The organism is Saccharibacillus sp. CPCC 101409, assembly GCF_030518235.1.
Taxonomy (GTDB): Bacteria; Bacillota; Bacilli; order Paenibacillales; family Paenibacillaceae; genus Saccharibacillus.
Genome location: NZ_JAULSA010000007.1, coordinates 252597 through 269985, shown reverse-complemented (window position 1 = coordinate 269985; position 17389 = coordinate 252597). Strand labels below are relative to the sequence as shown.

Annotated in this window: 12 protein-coding genes and 1 riboswitch; of the genes, 4 read left to right on the top strand and 8 right to left on the bottom strand. The window is 61.0% G+C overall.

All coding sequences use genetic code 11. The features are described 5' to 3' along the window. Positions 1 to 418 precede the first annotated feature (418 nt). Entirely contained in the window at positions 419 to 1852 is a 1434-nt protein-coding gene (locus QWJ34_RS16975) for an MGDG synthase family glycosyltransferase (protein ID WP_302729630.1), read from the top strand. A gap of 948 nt (positions 1853 to 2800) precedes the next feature. On the opposite strand, the gene QWJ34_RS16970 is transcribed toward QWJ34_RS16975, so the two are convergent. After that, on the bottom strand, positions 2801 to 4489 hold the full coding sequence (locus QWJ34_RS16970) for a glycoside hydrolase family 13 protein (protein ID WP_302729629.1): 1689 nt from the start codon (positions 4487 to 4489) through the stop codon (positions 2801 to 2803). Between the two features lie 224 nt (positions 4490 to 4713). Here QWJ34_RS16970 and QWJ34_RS16965 point away from each other — a divergent pair, with 224 nt between their 5' ends. Beyond that, a complete protein-coding gene (locus QWJ34_RS16965) occupies positions 4714 to 5319 on the top strand; it encodes a hypothetical protein (RefSeq protein ID WP_302729628.1) in 606 nt (201 codons plus the stop codon). Between the two features lie 208 nt (positions 5320 to 5527). On the opposite strand, the gene QWJ34_RS16960 is transcribed toward QWJ34_RS16965, so the two are convergent. Continuing rightward, positions 5528 to 6961: a nucleobase:cation symporter-2 family protein gene (locus QWJ34_RS16960; protein ID WP_302729627.1), complete on the bottom strand. Its 1434-nt coding sequence runs from the start codon at positions 6959 to 6961 to the stop codon at positions 5528 to 5530. A 99-nt stretch (positions 6962 to 7060) separates the two neighbouring features. Continuing rightward, positions 7061 to 7648, bottom strand: coding sequence for a xanthine phosphoribosyltransferase (locus QWJ34_RS16955; protein WP_302729648.1), 588 nt, complete (start codon positions 7646 to 7648; stop codon positions 7061 to 7063). A gap of 334 nt (positions 7649 to 7982) precedes the next feature. Continuing rightward, positions 7983 to 8082, bottom strand: a riboswitch (purine riboswitch). Positions 8083 to 8209: 127 nt separating this feature from the next. On the opposite strand from QWJ34_RS16955, the gene mscL reads away from it, so the two are divergent. Next, a complete protein-coding gene (gene mscL / locus QWJ34_RS16950; protein ID WP_302729625.1) occupies positions 8210 to 8695 on the top strand; it encodes a large conductance mechanosensitive channel protein MscL in 486 nt (161 codons plus the stop codon). A gap of 198 nt (positions 8696 to 8893) precedes the next feature. On the opposite strand, the gene QWJ34_RS16945 is transcribed toward mscL, so the two are convergent. Beyond that, positions 8894 to 9199, bottom strand: coding sequence for a hypothetical protein (locus tag QWJ34_RS16945; protein WP_302729623.1), 306 nt, complete (start codon positions 9197 to 9199; stop codon positions 8894 to 8896). Positions 9200 to 9399: 200 nt separating this feature from the next. Then, positions 9400 to 10464: a hypothetical protein gene (locus tag QWJ34_RS16940; protein WP_302729622.1), complete on the bottom strand. Its 1065-nt coding sequence runs from the start codon at positions 10462 to 10464 to the stop codon at positions 9400 to 9402. Positions 10465 to 10767: 303 nt separating this feature from the next. Here QWJ34_RS16940 and QWJ34_RS16935 point away from each other — a divergent pair, with 303 nt between their 5' ends. After that, a complete protein-coding gene (locus QWJ34_RS16935) occupies positions 10768 to 11538 on the top strand; it encodes a GTP pyrophosphokinase (RefSeq protein WP_302729621.1) in 771 nt (256 codons plus the stop codon). Between the two features lie 537 nt (positions 11539 to 12075). Here QWJ34_RS16935 and QWJ34_RS16930 read toward each other — a convergent pair. The 3 genes from QWJ34_RS16930 to QWJ34_RS16920 form a co-directional block, all read right to left on the bottom strand. Further along, positions 12076 to 12903 (bottom strand): M15 family metallopeptidase, encoded by an 828-nt coding sequence (locus QWJ34_RS16930; RefSeq protein ID WP_302729620.1) that lies wholly within the window; start codon positions 12901 to 12903, stop codon positions 12076 to 12078. Between the two features lie 47 nt (positions 12904 to 12950). Further along, positions 12951 to 14000, bottom strand: coding sequence for a hypothetical protein (locus QWJ34_RS16925; protein WP_302729618.1), 1050 nt, complete (start codon positions 13998 to 14000; stop codon positions 12951 to 12953). A gap of 75 nt (positions 14001 to 14075) precedes the next feature. Further along, entirely contained in the window at positions 14076 to 17159 is a 3084-nt protein-coding gene (locus QWJ34_RS16920; RefSeq protein ID WP_302729616.1) for a DEAD/DEAH box helicase, read from the bottom strand. Positions 17160 to 17389: the final 230 nt, after the last annotated feature.

Here is a 17389-nt window from a genome sequence, read left to right as displayed (position 1 = left end):
TCCGCTGCCGACTAACCGATTGGCGAGTGAGTTTCGTTTTTACACATAAATATGGACTTGACCTTTGATTCGAAAAAGAGCGATAACGGTCAGAAGAATAAAAGAAATATATCGGAGTGTCGAGAAAGTCCATTCCGTAAAACAGCCGTGAAGGCCGCGGAGAAAATTCTCTCGAATGTTGATATGGTTTTAATTTGGATTCTGACCTTGATTTTAATCCCCCGCCCCCCAAGGGAGTTCTTTTCGAAATCGGAGCGACTTTGGCTTTGCGAAGCAAAACAACCGGAGCACGGCTTCCAAAAGAACTCCTCTGCGCATCCTCAAAAACAACTCTTCCTCCCTGTGATAATCCCGCTCGCGCCGCACATCGAATCTTGATATGATAGGGACACATCTCGCTTCATCCAGGGAGGAACCCATGCAACCGCAGGAACCGAATGTCCTGATTCTGTATGCCAGCTACGGCGACGGCCATTATCAGGCGACCAAAGCGCTTGAGCGCAGTTTGAATTTACGGGGGATTTCCCGGGTCAAGATGCTCGACCTGATGGCCGAATCGCATCCCAAGCTCAACGACCTGACCCGCTTCGTCTATATGCAGAGCTATCGGACGATCCCGGGCCTGTACGGCCTGGTTTACAATATGACCAAAGATATGAAAGCGGACAAGCCGTTCGCCAATATCCTGCACGCTTTCGGCACCCGCAGACTGGAAGAGTATCTCAAACACGAGCAGCCCGATGTCGTGATCCATACGTTTCCGCAGATGGTCATGCCCAAGCTGCGCCGCAAGATCGGGCTCGACATCCCGATCGTCAACGTCCTGACCGACTTCGACCTGCACGGGCGCTGGCTGCACCCGGACGTGGACCGTTTCTACGTCGCCACGGAAGAAATGCGCCGCGAAGCCGCGACCATCGGCATCGATCCCGACCGGATCGCCGTCAGCGGCATCCCGATCAAGGAAGGCTTCGGCCCGGCCGACGGCGAGCACGCCGTAACGGCGCTTGTGCCGCTCGGCGGCGCGCAGCGCCAATCGGGCGCGGCTTTGACAGCCGCCGCGGCCGCCGGCGTGCAAGCCCCGCCGGCAGGACTCCCCGCCGCTTCGAGTGCGGCGGGCGCTTCGCCGGCAGCCTCATCCGCGGCTGCCGAACCTCAAGCCTTTGCCGCGGCGGACGCCTGCGCGGCAGAGGCTGCGGCGGCGGACTCGCCGCAGCTTGCGGGGGCGGCTTCCCCCGCCGCGGCGCCGCTGGCCGCCGCCCGCGCGCTGCGGGCGGGCGAGCCGCCCGTGCCGGGCGTCGCGCTCGATCCGGCGCGCCGGACCGTGCTGCTGATGGCCGGCGCTTACGGCGTCATGCTCGGCCTGCGCCGGGTCTGCGACCTGCTGCTCGCGCAGGACGATATTCAGATCGTGGTCGTGTGCGGCCGCAACGAAGAGATGCGGGCCGGGCTGCGGCAGCAGTATGCGAATACGGCGCATATCCATATCCTCGGCTTTACCGACCGCGTCGCGTCGCTGATGCGCATGAGCGACTGCGTCGTGACCAAGCCGGGCGGCATCACGCTGGCCGAATCACTCGCCTGCCGGCTCCCGATCTTCCTGTTCCGCCCGGTGCCGGGCCAGGAGCGCAACAACGCTGTGTACCTGGCGCAGCGGGGCGTCGCCTTTATCTCGCGCAGCGCCGACGAGCTGGCGCTCCAGATCGCCGACCTGTTCGGCGATCCCGCGAAGCTTCGCCGCGCGCGTGACCGCGCCGCAGAACTCGGCCACCCGAACGCATCGGACGAGATCGCCGACGACCTGATCGCCCGCTATCTGTCTCCCGCGGCCGCCCAGGAACTCCCGGTCTGATTCCGGTCCGATCTTGTTCTGATTCTGATCTGATTCCGGTCTGATCCTGATCTGTTCCCGGTCCGAGTTCCCGCGCAGCCATAAGCAGCGCGAGACTTCCGATCCCTCAGCCCGGCTCCCTCGCCTCCCGAGGAAGCCGGGCTGCTTTTCCCTCTTCTCTCCACTAAAAGAGCCTTTCCGTCAAAGGAAAGGCTCAGGGTGTCGAGAAAGCCGGATAGGGTTCCAAACGAAAAATAGCCGCGCAGGTACATTTATTTAGGACGAAACGCTTCGGTTTCTTCAAATAGCGACGCTGGTGCAACTATTCGGGAGGCAAAAGCCGAATCGAAGCGAAAAAGCTCGAAATAATTGTATCAGCGCAGTTATTTTCTCGAAAACGTAAGATTAAGCCGGAATAAGGACCTATACGCAGCTATTTTAAATTCTTCCTGCCGTTCGCTTTATTTCTCCATCCTTTTCCCCGGCACTCCTTTCCAATCGAATCTACTACCTTGTCCCGGATGAATGTAGGGTTACGCTTGGCTCAGATTCGTACCTGACCCGTGTACGAAGTCTCAGGGCGGAGTCGCGCTTGAAGCGCGTGCCTTTCAGCCAAGCGTAAACCCGCCATTTGAAGGGTGACAAAGTACTGAGGCGTGTCTCAAAACTTAAGGAAGTGCATTTTTGCCTGCCTTTTCGCCCTCAACATGAATCGTACCTAAAGCGTGTACGATTCATTCAACAGCGACGCCGCATTTTCTCGACGCGCCCCGGCACGCCTTCGAAGTTTTAAAACACGCCCTAATCCATCTTCCCGATTTCAACATGCGACCTAAAGACTTTCGAAGAAAGTCGCCTCGGAAGCCTACGCTAAAGACTTTCTCCCGCAGCGCCAAGCTTCTTCCACGAATAGGACTTTCCAGCCATACCCAAAGAGCCTCCCCGGACCCGGGAAGGCTCTTTCCAGACTCAAGTCAACTTATAAACCCGCGCCTCATAAGGCCGCAGCGTCAAATGGTGCAAATCCTCGTCCGCCAGCGGCTCGTAGTTCGCGATCAGCAGCTCCGCTTTTTTCTCGCGCAGATCCTCCGGCCATTCGAACGAAGGCGTGCCGCTGAAGAAGTTCAGCACCACCAGCAGCTTTTCTTCTTCCCACGTCCGCACAAACGCGTAGATCTCCTCGTGCAGCGGCAGCAGCAGGCGGTAATCGCCGTAGACCAGCACTTCGTGCTTTTTGCGCAGGGCGATCAGTTTGCGGTAATGGTGGAAGATCGAATCCGGGTCTTTGCGCGCCGCTTCGACGTTGATCTTGCCGTAGTTCGGATTGACGTTCATCCACGGCTCGCCGTCGGTAAAGCCCGCGTGCTCCTCGTAACTCCACTGCATCGGCGTCCGGGCGTTGTCGCGGCTTTTTTTCCAGATGCGCTCCATGATCTCCCGCTCTTCCATGCCTTTCTGCTTGCACTGCTTGTAGTAATTCAGCGTTTCCACGTCGCGATACTGGTCGATCGAATCGAAATGCACGTTGGTCATGCCGATCTCTTCGCCCTGGTAGATGTACGGCGTTCCCTGGAGCGTATGCAGGAACGTCCCCAGCATCTTGGCCGAACGCACGCGGTAATCGCCGTCGCTGCCGAAACGCGACACCTGGCGGGGCTGGTCGTGGTTGCTCATATAGTTGGCGTTCCAGCCTTTTTTGTGCAGAACGGTCTGCCAGCGGCTCATGATCTTCTTGAGGTCGATCAGCGTCCACGGCTTGATGTCCCATTTGCCGGTGCCTCCTGATTTCGCGTCGAGGAACATATGCTCAAACTGAAAAATCATATCCAGCTCGTTGCGTCCTTCCCCCACGTAATCCAGCGCCTGCTCGGGCCCCAGACCGGACACTTCGCCCACATTCATGATGTCGTAGAAGTCCAGCACGTCCTCGTTCAGCGTCCGCAGGAAATAATGCACCTTGTCCAGATTGGAGAAAAAGTGATACGCCTGCACCACCGGAAGGTTCTGCGGATTGTCCGCGTCGGGCAGACCTTCGGCTTTGACGATATGCGAGATGGCGTCGAAACGGAAGCCGTCCACGCCTTTTTCCAGCCACCACTTCACCATGTCGTGCAGCTCGCGCACCACCTCGTCGTTTTCCCAGTTCAGGTCGGGCTGCTCCTTCGCGTACAGGTGCATGTAGTATTCCTGCGTCCGTTCGTCGAATTCCCACACCGAGCCGCTGAAATACGATTCCCAGTTGTTCGGGTAGCCGCCGTTTTCCTTCGGTTCGCGCCAGATGTAGTAGTCCCGCTTGGGATTGTCTTTGGACGCCGAAGCTTCGATAAACCATTCATGCAGATGGGAACTGTGGTTGAGCACCAGGTCCATGATGATGCGGATATTGCGGGCGTGCGCTTTTTGCAGCAGCTCGTCGAAGTCGTCCATGGTGCCGTACTTGGGGTCGATGCCGTAGTAGTCGCTGATGTCGTAGCCGTTATCGTAATCCGGAGACGTATAAATCGGACAGATCCAGACCGCGTCCACGCCGAGCTCCTGGAGGTAGTCCAATTTCTCGATGATGCCGCGCAGATCGCCTTTGCCGTCGCCTGTCGTATCTTTGAAGCTGATCGGATAAATCTGATATATGACGCTTTCTTTCCACCATTTCTTGTTCATGCTTCCGTCACCCCGGGGAGAATAGTAGTGTGGTCCGTGCGCATTCGTTTGTTCTCTACTGTTATTGTAACCAGATGCAGGGAGGTTTCTTTCAAATTTATAGGGAGGGGCGGCGAGAAATGTCGATACGGCCCCGTTTTTCGCTTTTTACAACTTTTTATCGCCGCCGCGGGTCTATGTCTTACAGAAGCTCGTCAATCCAATCGCAGCAAGGAGGAATCGATATGAATCAAGCGGCGAAAAAACAAATCGGCATTCTGCTCGCGGCGGGCCTGATCGCGCTGGGCGGGACCGGCTGCTCGCAAACAGCGTCTTCGGAAAAAGCGGAAACGCGAACGAAGGTCGTCGAACAAACGACGGCGACGGCGAAAAAAGAACAAACGCAGCAGCCGGCCGCGGAAAGCGGCGAACAAACTCCGACGATCGAAGAAGATTCCGGCATCCCGTACACCAACGAAGAGTTCGGGTTTACGCTGGTGCTGCCCGATGTCTGGTACAAAGCGTACACCGTTGAAAATATAAAGCTGGACAACGGCGGGACCAACGTGAACTTCATCTCCAAAAAAGCGTCGAGTTTCGGCGGAGTCGTGTTCCAGATCTCCGTCTGGCCGGAAGATTACTGGGACGGCAGCAGGCAGGAGATCGAAGAACAGATTCCGATCACCGAGCTGGGCCGTCAAGACGGCAGCGCTTATCTGCTGCTGCATCCGGCCGACGTCCAATACGATCCGGCCGACGACGAAGCTTCCGATACGTACAAAGCGCTGGCCGACACCCTGCCGCGGATCGAGCAGTCGTTCGAGCTGACGGGCGGGAACGGGGAGAAGTAGAAGATGCGGCGGGAGCGGTCATCGAGCGGCGGGCGGAGATGCTGCGCGAGCGCAACCTTCTTTTCTCCGCTCTCCCAATTCCCTGATGTTCTCCCCGCGCAAAAAAGCCCGATCCCCGCGAGAACGCGCAGGGGTCGGGCTTTTCCGGATATTTAACGTTCTTCGGCTTCGCCGCGCGGCGGCAGTCGAAGCCGGGCGTTCGGGCGCGTCAGACCGCGCTGCCGACGCCGTTTTTCTGCGCGGACGAAGTCTTCGAAGCGCCCGCCGGACCGGCGGCCGGATCGGAAGTTTCTTCCGCGCCGCCGAACACGCCGTCGTCGCCGGTGATCTTGAGGTGGGCGTTCTTCTCGCCCAGGCCGTTAAACAGCAGGTTCATAATGATCGCCGTGAAGCTGCCGGCGATAATGCCGTTGTCCACGAGGATGCGCAGCTCCTCGGGCAGGCCGGCGAACAGGCCGGGCACGACCGAGACGCCGAGGCCCATGCCGACGGAGCAGGCGATAATAAACAGGTTCTCGTGGCGGGACAGGTCGACCTGGTCGCCGAGCACGCGCACGCCGGACGAGAGCACGAGGCCGAACAGCGCGACCATCGCGCCGCCGAGCACCGAGGCGGGGATCAGCTGCGCGGTGGCGGCGATCTTCGGCACGAAGCCGACGATCACCAGCAGGATGCCGGCGACGGCGACCACGTCGCGCGTCTTCACGCGGCTCATCTGCACCAGGCCGACGTTCTGCGAATAGGTCGTGTACGGGAACGAGTTGAAGATCCCGCCCAGCATGATGGCAAGTCCTTCGGCGCGGTAGCCGCGCGCAAGCTCCTTCGAGCCGATATCGCGGCCGACGATGCGGCCGAGTACCATGAATACGCCCGTCGATTCCACGACGCTGACGATCGCGACGAGGATCATGGTCAGGATGGCGCTGAGATGGAACGTCGGCGCCGCGAAGTGGAACGGCAGCACGGCGTGGAACCAGCCGGCGTCAGCCACCGGCGAGAAGTCGACTTTGCCCATAAAGGCGGCGACGGCCGTTCCCGCGACGAGACCGATCAGGATCGAGATGGAGCGGATAAATCCGGTGGACAGCCGGTTCAGCAGCACGATAAAGATCAGTACGCCGAAGCCGAGCGCGAGATTCGGCAGGCTGCCGAAGTCTTCCGCTCCCTGTCCGCCGCCGAGGTTGGTCATGGCGGTCGGGATCAGCGTTACGCCGATGATCGTGACGACGGAACCCGTGACGATCGGCGGGAACAAGCGGATCAGCTGGCCGAACAAGCCGGAAAACAAGAAGATGAACAAACCCGACGCGATAATCGCGCCGTAGATCGCCGAGATGCCGAGGCCGTCGGTATTGCCGATCATAATCATCGGCGACACGGCCTGGAACGCGCAGCCGAGCACGACCGGCAGCTTGATTCCGAACAGGCGGTTCCCCCACACCTGCATCAGCGTCGCGACGCCGCAGGCCAGCAGGTCGATCGCGATCAGGTACGTGAGCTGCTCCGGCGTCATGCCGATCGCGTTGCCGACGATCATCGGCACGACGATCGCGCCCGCGTACATCGCCAGCACGTGCTGCATGCCGAGCGAGAAAGTTTTCATCGGATGGCGGTTTTTCTGAAAAATGCGGTCCGTACTCATGGAACGGTATTCCTCCCCAGACATTCTGATTATGGTTCTGCTTGATGACGTTCTTGATGCCGTCCAATCCGTGCGGTACGTTTCAGCTTCGGCGGCCGGTCAATGCACCGCTTCTTCCGCCGCGAACGTGACTTTGCCGCCTTCGAGCGAAGCCACGCGCACCAGCGATTCCACGCGGTAGCCCGCCTTCTTGATGCGCTCCGCGCCGCTCTGGAACGACTTTTCGATCACGATGCCGATGCCCGCCACCTGTGCGCCGACCTGCTCCGCGATACGGGCGAGTCCGAGCGCCGCTTCGCCGTGGGCGAGGAAATCGTCGATAATCAGCACGCGGTCTTCCGGCAGCAGGAACTTTTTCGATACGGTGATTTCATTGCTCTCCTGCTTGGTGAACGAGTACACCTTCTCGACCAGGATATTCTCGCGCAGCGTCAGCGATTTCTGCTTGCGCGCGAAGATCATCGGCACGTTCAGCTCCAGCGCGGCCATGATCGCCGGGGCGATGCCGGACGATTCGATCGTCAGCACTTTGGTAATCTTCTCGCCTTCGAACAAACGCGCGAATTCTTTGCCGACTTCTTTCATCAGGACCGGGTCCATCTGGTGGTTCAGAAACGAATCGACTTTCAAGACCTGGTCGCTCAATACGATGCCTTCGTTCAATACTTTTTCCTGCAAAAGTTTCATCATCGTGTCCCCCTCGGATGCCTGTTTCACAAACGTAAAATACAAAAAAGCCCGCCTCTCTCCCTTCGCGGAAGAAAAGCGGACTGCGGGATAAACGGCTGCCCGCTTCCAAAGGAAGCGTCTCCCGGACGCGGACAGGGCGGAAGCCGGCGGCACGGCGGACGGGACCGGTAAACGGCGGGGCGCAAAAGCGCGGCGTCGTTCGACTAACCCGTAAAAAAAGAACCGCCGAACGCCGCCGGATCGCCGAAGCGTAGGGCTTCGCCGGCCGAAGAATTCCGGGATAAGCGGGACCGCCGGCCGTCTCACTTCAAATGGAGACAAGCCGAACAGCCACGAAGCAGCCGTTTTCCGTAGTCCGATCGTTCCGGCGACCGGGTAGAGACATGCGGGCCTATTCCCGCACCTATACGAAAAACAGAATAATGGTTGAAGTATACTCCGAATCGCTCCGAATGAAAAGTGAAAATTACATGAAAAGTTAGTTTTCAAGCGGAATTTTTGGTGTACAATAAAAAAAATCGATGCAAAGAGGACGCAAAGTCCGGCGGGAGGGAATCTATGGGAATCGTCAAAGAATTCAAAGAATTTGCGATGCGCGGCAATGTGATCGATCTTGCGGTCGGCGTCATCATCGGCGCAGCGTTCGGCAAGATCGTCACCTCGCTTGTCAACGATGTGCTGATGCCGCCGCTCGGCAAGCTGCTCGGCGGCATCGACTTCGGGAACCGGTTTATCAACCTCGATCCCGATATTACGCTGGCCGACGGCTCGCCGATCCGCACGCTGGCCCAGGCGCAGCAGGCGGGCGCTTCCGTCATCGCCTACGGCCAGTTTATCAACAATGTGATCGACTTTCTGATCGTCGCATTCTGCATCTTCATCCTGGTCAAAGGCATCAATATGCTCAAGCGCGAGGAACACGAGAAGCCGGCGCCGGAGAAAACGACGCGCGAATGCCCGTACTGCCTCACCGAAGTATCGGCCAAAGCGTCGCGCTGCCCGCAGTGCACGTCGGAGCTGGAACCGGAGAAGCAGGGAGCCTGATTTTAAGACCGTACACAGAGAAAGAACCTTCAACGCCGCGCCGAAACGCGGAATCGAAGGTTCTTTTTTGGACGATCGAGTATGAAAAGTTCGTTAAGGCTTGTCTCAATCGGAGGTTCGGTTCCGCCCGACGGAATCATGCCTAAACCGTGTGCAGCCCGGGCGAACGAAAGACTGCTATTGAAGTGAGACAAACTTTTAAATCGGACGGTTCTGGTTAGGAAGAAGGTTCCCGATAATCGACTTCAGGTCGCGGTCTTCGGTCGTTTTCTCTTCGCCGGAGTCCAGCTCGCGAATGCGCAGCCAGCGAATCTCGCTGGACGGATCGACCGGTTTGAACAGCAGCTGCTCGGCATCGTCCAGACGTACGTTATAACCCATGCGGGCGAACATTTTCAGAAATTGGTCTTCGGTCGGCCGTTCATCTTTGCCCAGAATAATCAGGCCTCTCAGGTCTTTAGCTGCTTCTCCGTGCATGACTTCAAAACGAACGATACATTCCATTATATGTCATCCTTTCGCAAATAAACTGGTCGGCAAACTTTGAACCTAAATTCACATTCCAACCTTGTCTTCTTTATACGGACCAGTCGGCAAAACGTTTCATTCTCCGCTTGTATCGGCCGACGCGCTTCCGCTTTCTCCGTCCGCGGACCGAAAAAAAGCGGAAACGCGGCCGAGCGGCCGTCTATATCCTTAACCGGTCAAACCTGCTCCGAACCGCAGTGCGGGCACCACTTGGAGCCTTTGGACAAGCCACTTCCGCATACCTGGCAGCGAATCACTTCGCCGACCGGACGGCGGGGACCGCGTTCTTCACGCTCCGGCGCATAGACGGGTTCCTCGCCGACCGGGTCGACTCCGCGGTTCCACGAAGCGATCAGGCGGTCCAGTTCGTCCTGCCGTTCCTGCTCCCGCTCCTCGCGTTCGCGCTGGCGGCGATCGTACTCCGGATCGCGCGGCGGCTCCGGTTCTTCTTCCGGCCCGGCTTCAGGCTCGGGCTCGTAGTCTTCGGATTCACTCCGCATCTGCGCCTGCTCCGCTTCTTTCATCTTCCGCCGTTCTTCGGCCCGGATCGCGCGCAGTTCGCTGCGCTGGCGCTCCTCAAGCGTTTCTTCCGTCTCGCCGCCGCGTTCCGGCCCTACGACCAGCCGTTCGTCGGCATGCAGTTCGACGCGTTCTTCGGAACGTTGGTCGAATCGCTCCCCGCCGCGGCCCCGCTCCGCCTCGCGCGCGTTTTCTTCGCGCAGTTCGCTTTTTTCGTAATTTTCGTACTCTTCGGCTTCCGCATAATTTTCGGCGTCCGCATCTTCCCCGACTTCCGCACGCGATTCGACCGGTTCAAGCTCCGGCTCGACAATCGTTTTGTCGGGGCGCTCCCGTCGGGTTTGGCCGCTGCCGGCTTCTTCGGTCTTGTCGAGCGAAACGCTCGCTTCGCTTTTCGGTTCGGCGGCGGCAGGCTGCGGCTGCGGAGCTTGAAGCAGCTGCTCTTCCTGACGGCGCAGAGCGACGATTTTCTGCCGCAGCTCGGCGACTTCCTCGCTCAGCAGATCGCACACCGTGCAGAGTTCCATGATTTCCTCTTCGGCCGGCGCGGTATCGCGATTTCTGTAGTTTTCGTAAAAAACTTGTCCCATGCGCAGGTGATGGACCTCGATCTCGCGCTGAATCTCCGAAATATGGCTGTTCAGCCTGCCGATTTCCACCGCGCTCTGAGCGCGTCCCGAAGCCCGTTCCGCTCCGCCTTTGATCCGCTGCAAAAAGTTCAACTTGTTCTCCTCCTCTGTCCAAACCGCGCAGCTTCCGTGCCGCTTCCGAAGCCCCGCGTTCCGATCCGTTCTTTCCTCTATTTTACCCGATTGCGGCGGCGAGCGAAAAGGCCGCAAAACGGAGTCTGCCTCCGGCGGCCGTTCAATCGGTCCGGGATTCGTCCGCCCATGGTTTCGGTTACAAGAATAAAGCGGATTCCGCCGCATTTGCGGCTGTTCGCGGCATTTCTTTCCTTATGTCTGTCAGTGTACAATAGAAACGGCAATCCCACAATCCAAGCCCCATTCTAGGAGAAGATCAACTTGACGACCTACACCCATCGGCCTTCGCCGCCGGAAGACGCGGAATGCGAAGCGCTGAAAGAAGCGGCCGGCGCGCCCGGAAGCAAGCAGCTGTTCCCGGACAAGCGCTGGGTCCATATCCCCGGCCTGCACGTGCAGGCACTCGACTATCTGAAAACCGAAATCGAACATATACGCGAAGAATGGAAAAGCGACGAGGGCTTCAGCCCGATCGAGCATGTCAAAGCCCGGATCAAGGAACCCGCGAGCATCCTGGACAACCTGTCGCGCATGGGACTCGAACCGACCGCGGCCAATCTGGCGGAGCACGTTCACGACGTCGCCGGCATCCGGATCGTGTTCGCTTTTGTAACCGATATCTATCTGCTGCTCGAACGGATCGGCCGGCGCGGCGATCTGCGCATTCTCTGGATCAAAGACTATATCATGAATCCCAAACCCAACGGTTACCGCAGTCTTCATCTGCTGCTGTCCGTGCCCGTCGAATCCGGCGGCCGGACGTGCGGGGTCCGCGTCGAAGTGCAGATGCGCACGCTGGCGATGGATTTCTGGGCCAGCCTGGAGCATATTCTGCTGTACAAATACGACCGCAACGTTCCCGAGCACCTGGCCGCCGAGCTGATGTCCGCGGCCGGCGCCGCCGGCGAACTCGACAGCAAGATGCTGGGCCTGCGCAGCGAGGTGCTCTCGCTGAGCGAGGAAGAAGAACGCGCGGCGCGCGCCGCCCACGCCGCCGCCGGGAACGCGGAGCCGAATCTGCACGAGGAGTAGGCGAATCGGGGTCGCTGAGCAGGGCTATATAGAACAAAGCCGTAAAAGCATAAAGCTTTGAAGGCAGCGCCGATCATGCAGCGCCCTTCATAAGCAGCGCCCTGCATCCTACATTGACTTTTCAGCAATGTAGAGGTCGTAAATTCGTTGGCGTACGAGCTACATTGCCGAAAAAGCAATCTGCAAGCTTTTTAGCGGGCCGATATATCGATTTGCCTCTTCTACGTTGACGAAAAAACAATCTAGCTGTCCGATCGGCCGATTTCCGGCTTCTACGTTGACATTTCGTCAATGAAGCCGATCGGCCAACTGCATATCCGATATCCGGATAGCGCAGGAAACGGCCGGTGTGCTTTCCTTTTGCAAAAAAGAACCGTCGAATTCATTCCCGAAGAATGAATTTGACGGTTCTTTTGTTTGCTCGATGAGACGGTTTGGATCGAATCGGTTGTTTGGCGGCGTCCATGAGTCGGCCGCGCAGCCAAAGCGTTCAATCCGATGCCGCGATGCCGATCCGATTGAACTCGCCCGGACGGTTCAGTTCGTTCCGGTCGAAGCCTGCGCGCGGTCGGCGTCGAGATATTCTTCGAGCGCCAGGCCGCTGTCGTATACCGCCTGAGCCAGTTCGCGGCCGACGTAGCGGACGTGCCACGGCTCGTAGGAATAGCCTGTGATGTCTTCTTTTCCCTGCAAATAGTGAATGATGAAGCCGTACTGCGCCGCGTTTGCGGCCAGCCAGCGGCCTTCTTTCGTCTCGCCGAAGCTCTGCTCCAGTTCGTTGGACACGCTGAGCGCGGACACGTCCATCGCAAGGCCCGTCTGGTGCTCGCTCGTGCCGGGGATCGCGCTGACTTTGTTTGTTTCTTCCACGCCTTTGATCGATACGTTGTAGTCGTAAATATTTTTCTGCCGCTTGTAGGAACGGTACCCGGAGACCGCATACAGATCGATGCCGGCTTCTTTCGCGCCTTCAAACAGCTCCTTGAGCGCGCCCGCCGCTTCTTTGCGCATATGGCTTTTCTCTTCCGTGCCCCCGAACGAGAACGGAACGTCCGGCACGACCAGGTCGCCCGGTTCGTAACCGTCCGGCAGATAACGCTGCTTGTTGACGACCACATGGACGGAGTCGGGATTGGTTACGACATCTTTGTCGCCTTGGGTTTCTACTGTAGCCTGCAAAAGATCCTGCGCGAACGGATTCTCCGGCGTCGTTTCGGCCGGGCCCTTCTGCGGATCGGCCGTTTCCTGCGGATCGTCCTTCTGGCGGTCCACGGCGCCCGCGTCTCCGCAGGCGGAGAGCAGACCGGCCGCAAGCGATGTCACGATCGCGGCTTTCGCCAACCGCGCCGCTCTGTTGTTTCTCATCTTAAATACCTCCCGCAGACTCGCTGTGTATGCGTTTCTTTAATTCGTTATGTCGTTTGCCGGCCGCCGAGCCGGGTTCTCATGGCCCGGCGCAGCTCACGGAGCGCCGATTCGGCGGCGCCGGCATTCTCCAGCAGCGCGAGCTCGCCCGGTTCGGAACCGGAAGCGAAGCCGGACGGCTCCGCTTCCGGCGCCTCCGGCAGCCGTCCGTGCTCGTGCAGCACGCCTTTCTCGGCCGCCGAGGCGATCCACTCGGCGATCTCCCGGCCGCCGCCTTCGGAAGCGGCCTTCGGCGCCGCCTTGGCCGCGGCGTCGCCCTGCTCGGGCGCCCAGCCCGCGCTCCAGGCGGCCAGCCCCGCCCCGGCCAGCTCGCCGGGATCGACGCCGGCGAGCGTCAGCCCGAACGCCAGGCGGGTTCGGGCAACAGCCGCGGCCGCCCGCAGCGCGGCCGCAGCGGCGGAATCGCCGCCGCCCGGCTCGGCGGCGGCCAGCAGCCAGTCCGACTCGCCGGCGTCGAACGGCAGGACCGTCCAGGCGGACGCAGCGTCCGCCCCGCCGCCGGCTTCCAGCACGGCGGCCGAAAGCGGCCGGGTTCCGCCGGCTGCGGCCTCGCCGCCTTCCCCGGCTCCGGAAGCGCCGCTCGCGCTTCGAACGCCCGGCGCAGACTCCCCGCTCCGTTCGCCGCGCGAAGCCTCGCCGCTCTTCACGGCCGAAGCTTCGCCGGCTTGTTCCCTGACGTCCGCGGCCGCCGCTTCGCCGGGCTGCGCCGCGCCGTCCGACACTTCGATCGCGGCCAGCCTCCGCTCGGCTTCCCGGTCCTCCGCTTCGTCGGCCGCGAGTTCTTCTTCGGCGGCCAGCACTTCCTTCTCCCCGGCGATCTGCTCGCCGGAAGACTCCTGCAGCCGGTACAGATCGAGCGCCGAGCCGGCGCTCAGGCGTTCCCATTCGAGCCGCAGGCGCGACGGAGCCTGAAGCAGCGGGATCTCCAACAGGCGTTCCCGCCGGACCCCGTCCGCCCCTTCCTCTTCGACCCTGGCGGCCAGCAGGCCGGGCCGGGCTTCCAATTGAAGCACATATACTGCTTGTATGCTGTTCATCTCTTTATAACCCCTCTTTGCCGGCCGCGCAACTTTCCGCGAGGCATTTTCTCCCCGGCGCGCCGGGAGCCGGTTCTACTCCATCTGCTCCCCCTGAAGCGAGACGAGCGTGCGCAGCTCTTCGTTGGACATCTCCGTCAGCCAGCGCTCTCCGGTTCCGGTTACGCGCTCGGCCAGCGTCTTCTTGTTCTCGATCATTTCGTCGATCCGCTCTTCGAGCGTTCCCTGGCAGATTAGCTTGTGCACCTGCACGCCGCGGCGCTGCCCGATGCGGAATACCCGGTCCGTCGCCTGATTCTCGACGGCCGGATTCCACCAGCGGTCGAAGTGCACGACATGATTGGCCCGCGTCAGGTTGAGGCCCAGGCCGCCGGCTTTGAGCGACAGGATAAACGCCCCGGCTCCTTCGCCTTCCTGGAACGTACGGATCATGCGGTCGCGTTCTTCTTTCTTGACCGCTCCGTGCAGGAACATCGGCTCCTCGCCGTAGCGGCGTTCCAGTTCGGCCGCCAGCAGTTTGCCCATGCGGACGTACTGCGTAAAGATCAGCACCGATTCGCCGTTCTCGCGAATCCGGTCCAGCAGCTCGATCAGCTGCATCAGCTTGCCGGACTTTTCCGCTTTCGCGCCGCCGGCCGGTTCTTTCACCAGCGCCGGATGGTCGCAGATCTGCTTGAGCCGCGTGAGCGCGGACAATACGATGCCCTGGCGGACGGTACGGCTCGACGCTTCGCTGCTCTCGACGCGCTGCATCAGCTCGCCGACCACGGACTGGTACATCGCCGCCTGCTCGATCGTCAGCTCGCAGTACGACTTGAGCTCGATCTTCTCCGGCAGGTCTTTGCGGATATCCGGGTCGCTTTTGAGGCGGCGCAGCATAAAGGGCGCCACCATCGTGCGCAGCTTCTCGCTCTGCTCCGGCACCTGCGGCAGATTGGAACCGAAGCGGCGCCGGAACGCCGCGGCCGAGCCCAGATAACCGGGATTCATAAACTGAAAGATCGACCACAGCTCCACCAGCCGGTTCTCGACCGGCGTGCCGGTCACCGCGATCCGGTGCGGCGAATTCAGCTTCATGACGTTCTGCGCCTGCTTCGTGCCGTAGTTCTTGATCGACTGCGCTTCGTCCAGCACGACCGACGTCCAGACGATGCCGCGGAACTCTTCGACGTCGCGTCCGATGAGCGGATACGTGGTCAGCACGATGTCGTGCCCGCGCACGCAGCTTTCGAACGCTTCCCCGCGCAGCCGCTGCGTCCCGTGATGCACATGCATCGTAAATTTCGGCGCGAAGCGCTGGATCTCCCGCTGCCAGTTGCCCAGCAGCGAAGTCGGGCACACGATCAATTTGGGCCCCGGCGACGGATGGTCGAGCAGGCAAGCGATCACCTGCACCGTCTTGCCCAGACCCATATCGTCGGCCAGACACGCGCCGAAGCCCATCTCGCGCATCGACGCCAGCCAGCGGTAGCCGCGCTCCTGATACGGGCGCAGCGTTCCGTTGAGCGCGGCCGGCACCGGCTTCTCGCCGGCCGACGCGCGGCCGCCGCCCCTGAGCAGATCGTACAGCAGCCCGTACGTCTCGATGCCCGAGATCGTAACGCCGTTCCAGACCGAATCGTCTTCGGCCGCCGACAGCTTGAGCAGCTCGCCGAACGTCATCTCGTGCACCGTCTGCTTCTTGAGCAGCCGCAGCACCTGGCGGACTTCCTTCATATCGATCTCGATCCATTCGCCGTTCAGGAACACGAGCGGCGCGCCGTCTTCGGCGATGCGGCGCAGTTCGTCCAGGCTGACCGACGCTTCCCCGATCGTCGCCTCCAGATCGAATTCCACCAGCTGCCGGATGCCGAGCGCCGTCTCGCCTTCGCCTCCCCTGCCCGGCTCAAGCCGCGCTTTGAGCTTCACGCCGGCCGAGCGGCGGCCGCGCTTGGTAAAGCGCGACGGCATCTCGATCCGTACGCCGCTTGTCCGCAGCGCGGGAACCCCGACGGTCAAGAAATCGAACATCTCCGGCGCGCTCAGCCACGCTTCTTCCGGATGCGGCCGCCGCAGCGCTTCTTCCAGCTGCGGCGCCGACGCGGCGGCCCGGCCGAGCAGCGTCAGCAGCTGCCGCTGCGGACGTTCGTAGCGCCTTCCGCGCAGCACCAGCTCGTCTTCGCCGAGCCGCCAGATCTCCGAGACCGGCAGCGAAGCGCCGGCCTCCAGCTCGTCCTCCGCGCGAAAAGCCAGCTTCCAGCGGTCTTCCTCCGCGCCGGACGCGTCCGCGGCGCGCGGCTCCAGCCGCAGCCCGAGCCGCAGCTGCGCGCTGGCGGCCGCTCCCGTTCCTTCGGGTTCGGGCACGGCCCCGCCCAGTTCTCCGACCTGCCGCTCCAGCTCTTCGATATCGTCCACATGTCCCTGCACTTTCGTTTCCCGCTGCGGATCGAGCAGGCTGTTCCACCACAGCGAAGCCAGCGGCGAGTAGCCGCGGCGGTAAGGCAGCCGCATCTGCGGCAGCGCGCCGCGCATGCCGCCGAGCATGGCCCGAATCTGTCCGTCGATCAGCGCGGACAGAAACGAATGCAGCACCAGTTCGCGCGCCCGTCCGAGCGGCGGCGATTCTTCTTCCGCGCCGACCGCTCCCGGCGCCGTCAGGCCGACCGGCGGCATGGCCGCGGCCAGCGCGGCGAAGCGCTCCAGGTCGGCCGGCCGCCGAAGCAGCGGCTTCCAGGTGCCGGTGAACGTCAGCTCCGACGCCCTGCGGGCGCTGACCCTCGCCGGCGGATCGGCCGCCGGCGCGAAGCAGCCGGCCGCAAGCAGATCGCGCGCGAAGGCGGCCGCCGCGCTCCAATAGCGCAGTTCCGCTCCGGGCGCGACGCCCTGCGCCGCAAATTTCTGCTCGTCGAAGTTCTCGAGCAGCAGAAACGCCGCCGACGCCGGCAGGGCCAGCCCTTCCAGCGTCCGCCCGCCGAAGCCCCGTCCGCGGCCGCGCCGCGAAGACGCGCCCGGCCAGCGCAGCTCGGCCAGCCGCAGCGCCGCCTGCTTGAGCGGCTTCTCGCCGCCGATATCGAGTTTTCTGATCTGCCGGGTCCAGGCGTCCACCTTCGGCTCCGACGTTTCGCCGGAAAAGCAGAAGAAAACGTCCCCCAGCCATATTCCATAAAGCGGTTGATTCATGATAGTCCTCCGTCTGGCCGCTTTTTTGCGCAAAGTGAAAGCCACGCGATTTTTGCCCTTCTCCCCATTTTATACGATATCCGGTTTTTTTTCGACCGCTTCTCAAACCTTATGCGCAAACCGGCTGCCGAATCCGGAGCCGAAAGCGGTTGACGAACGCCGAATTTTGCGGGCAAACTGGAAAAAAGAGCGTAACCTTGCTCAAGATGTACAGCGTCCGCAAGGCTTGG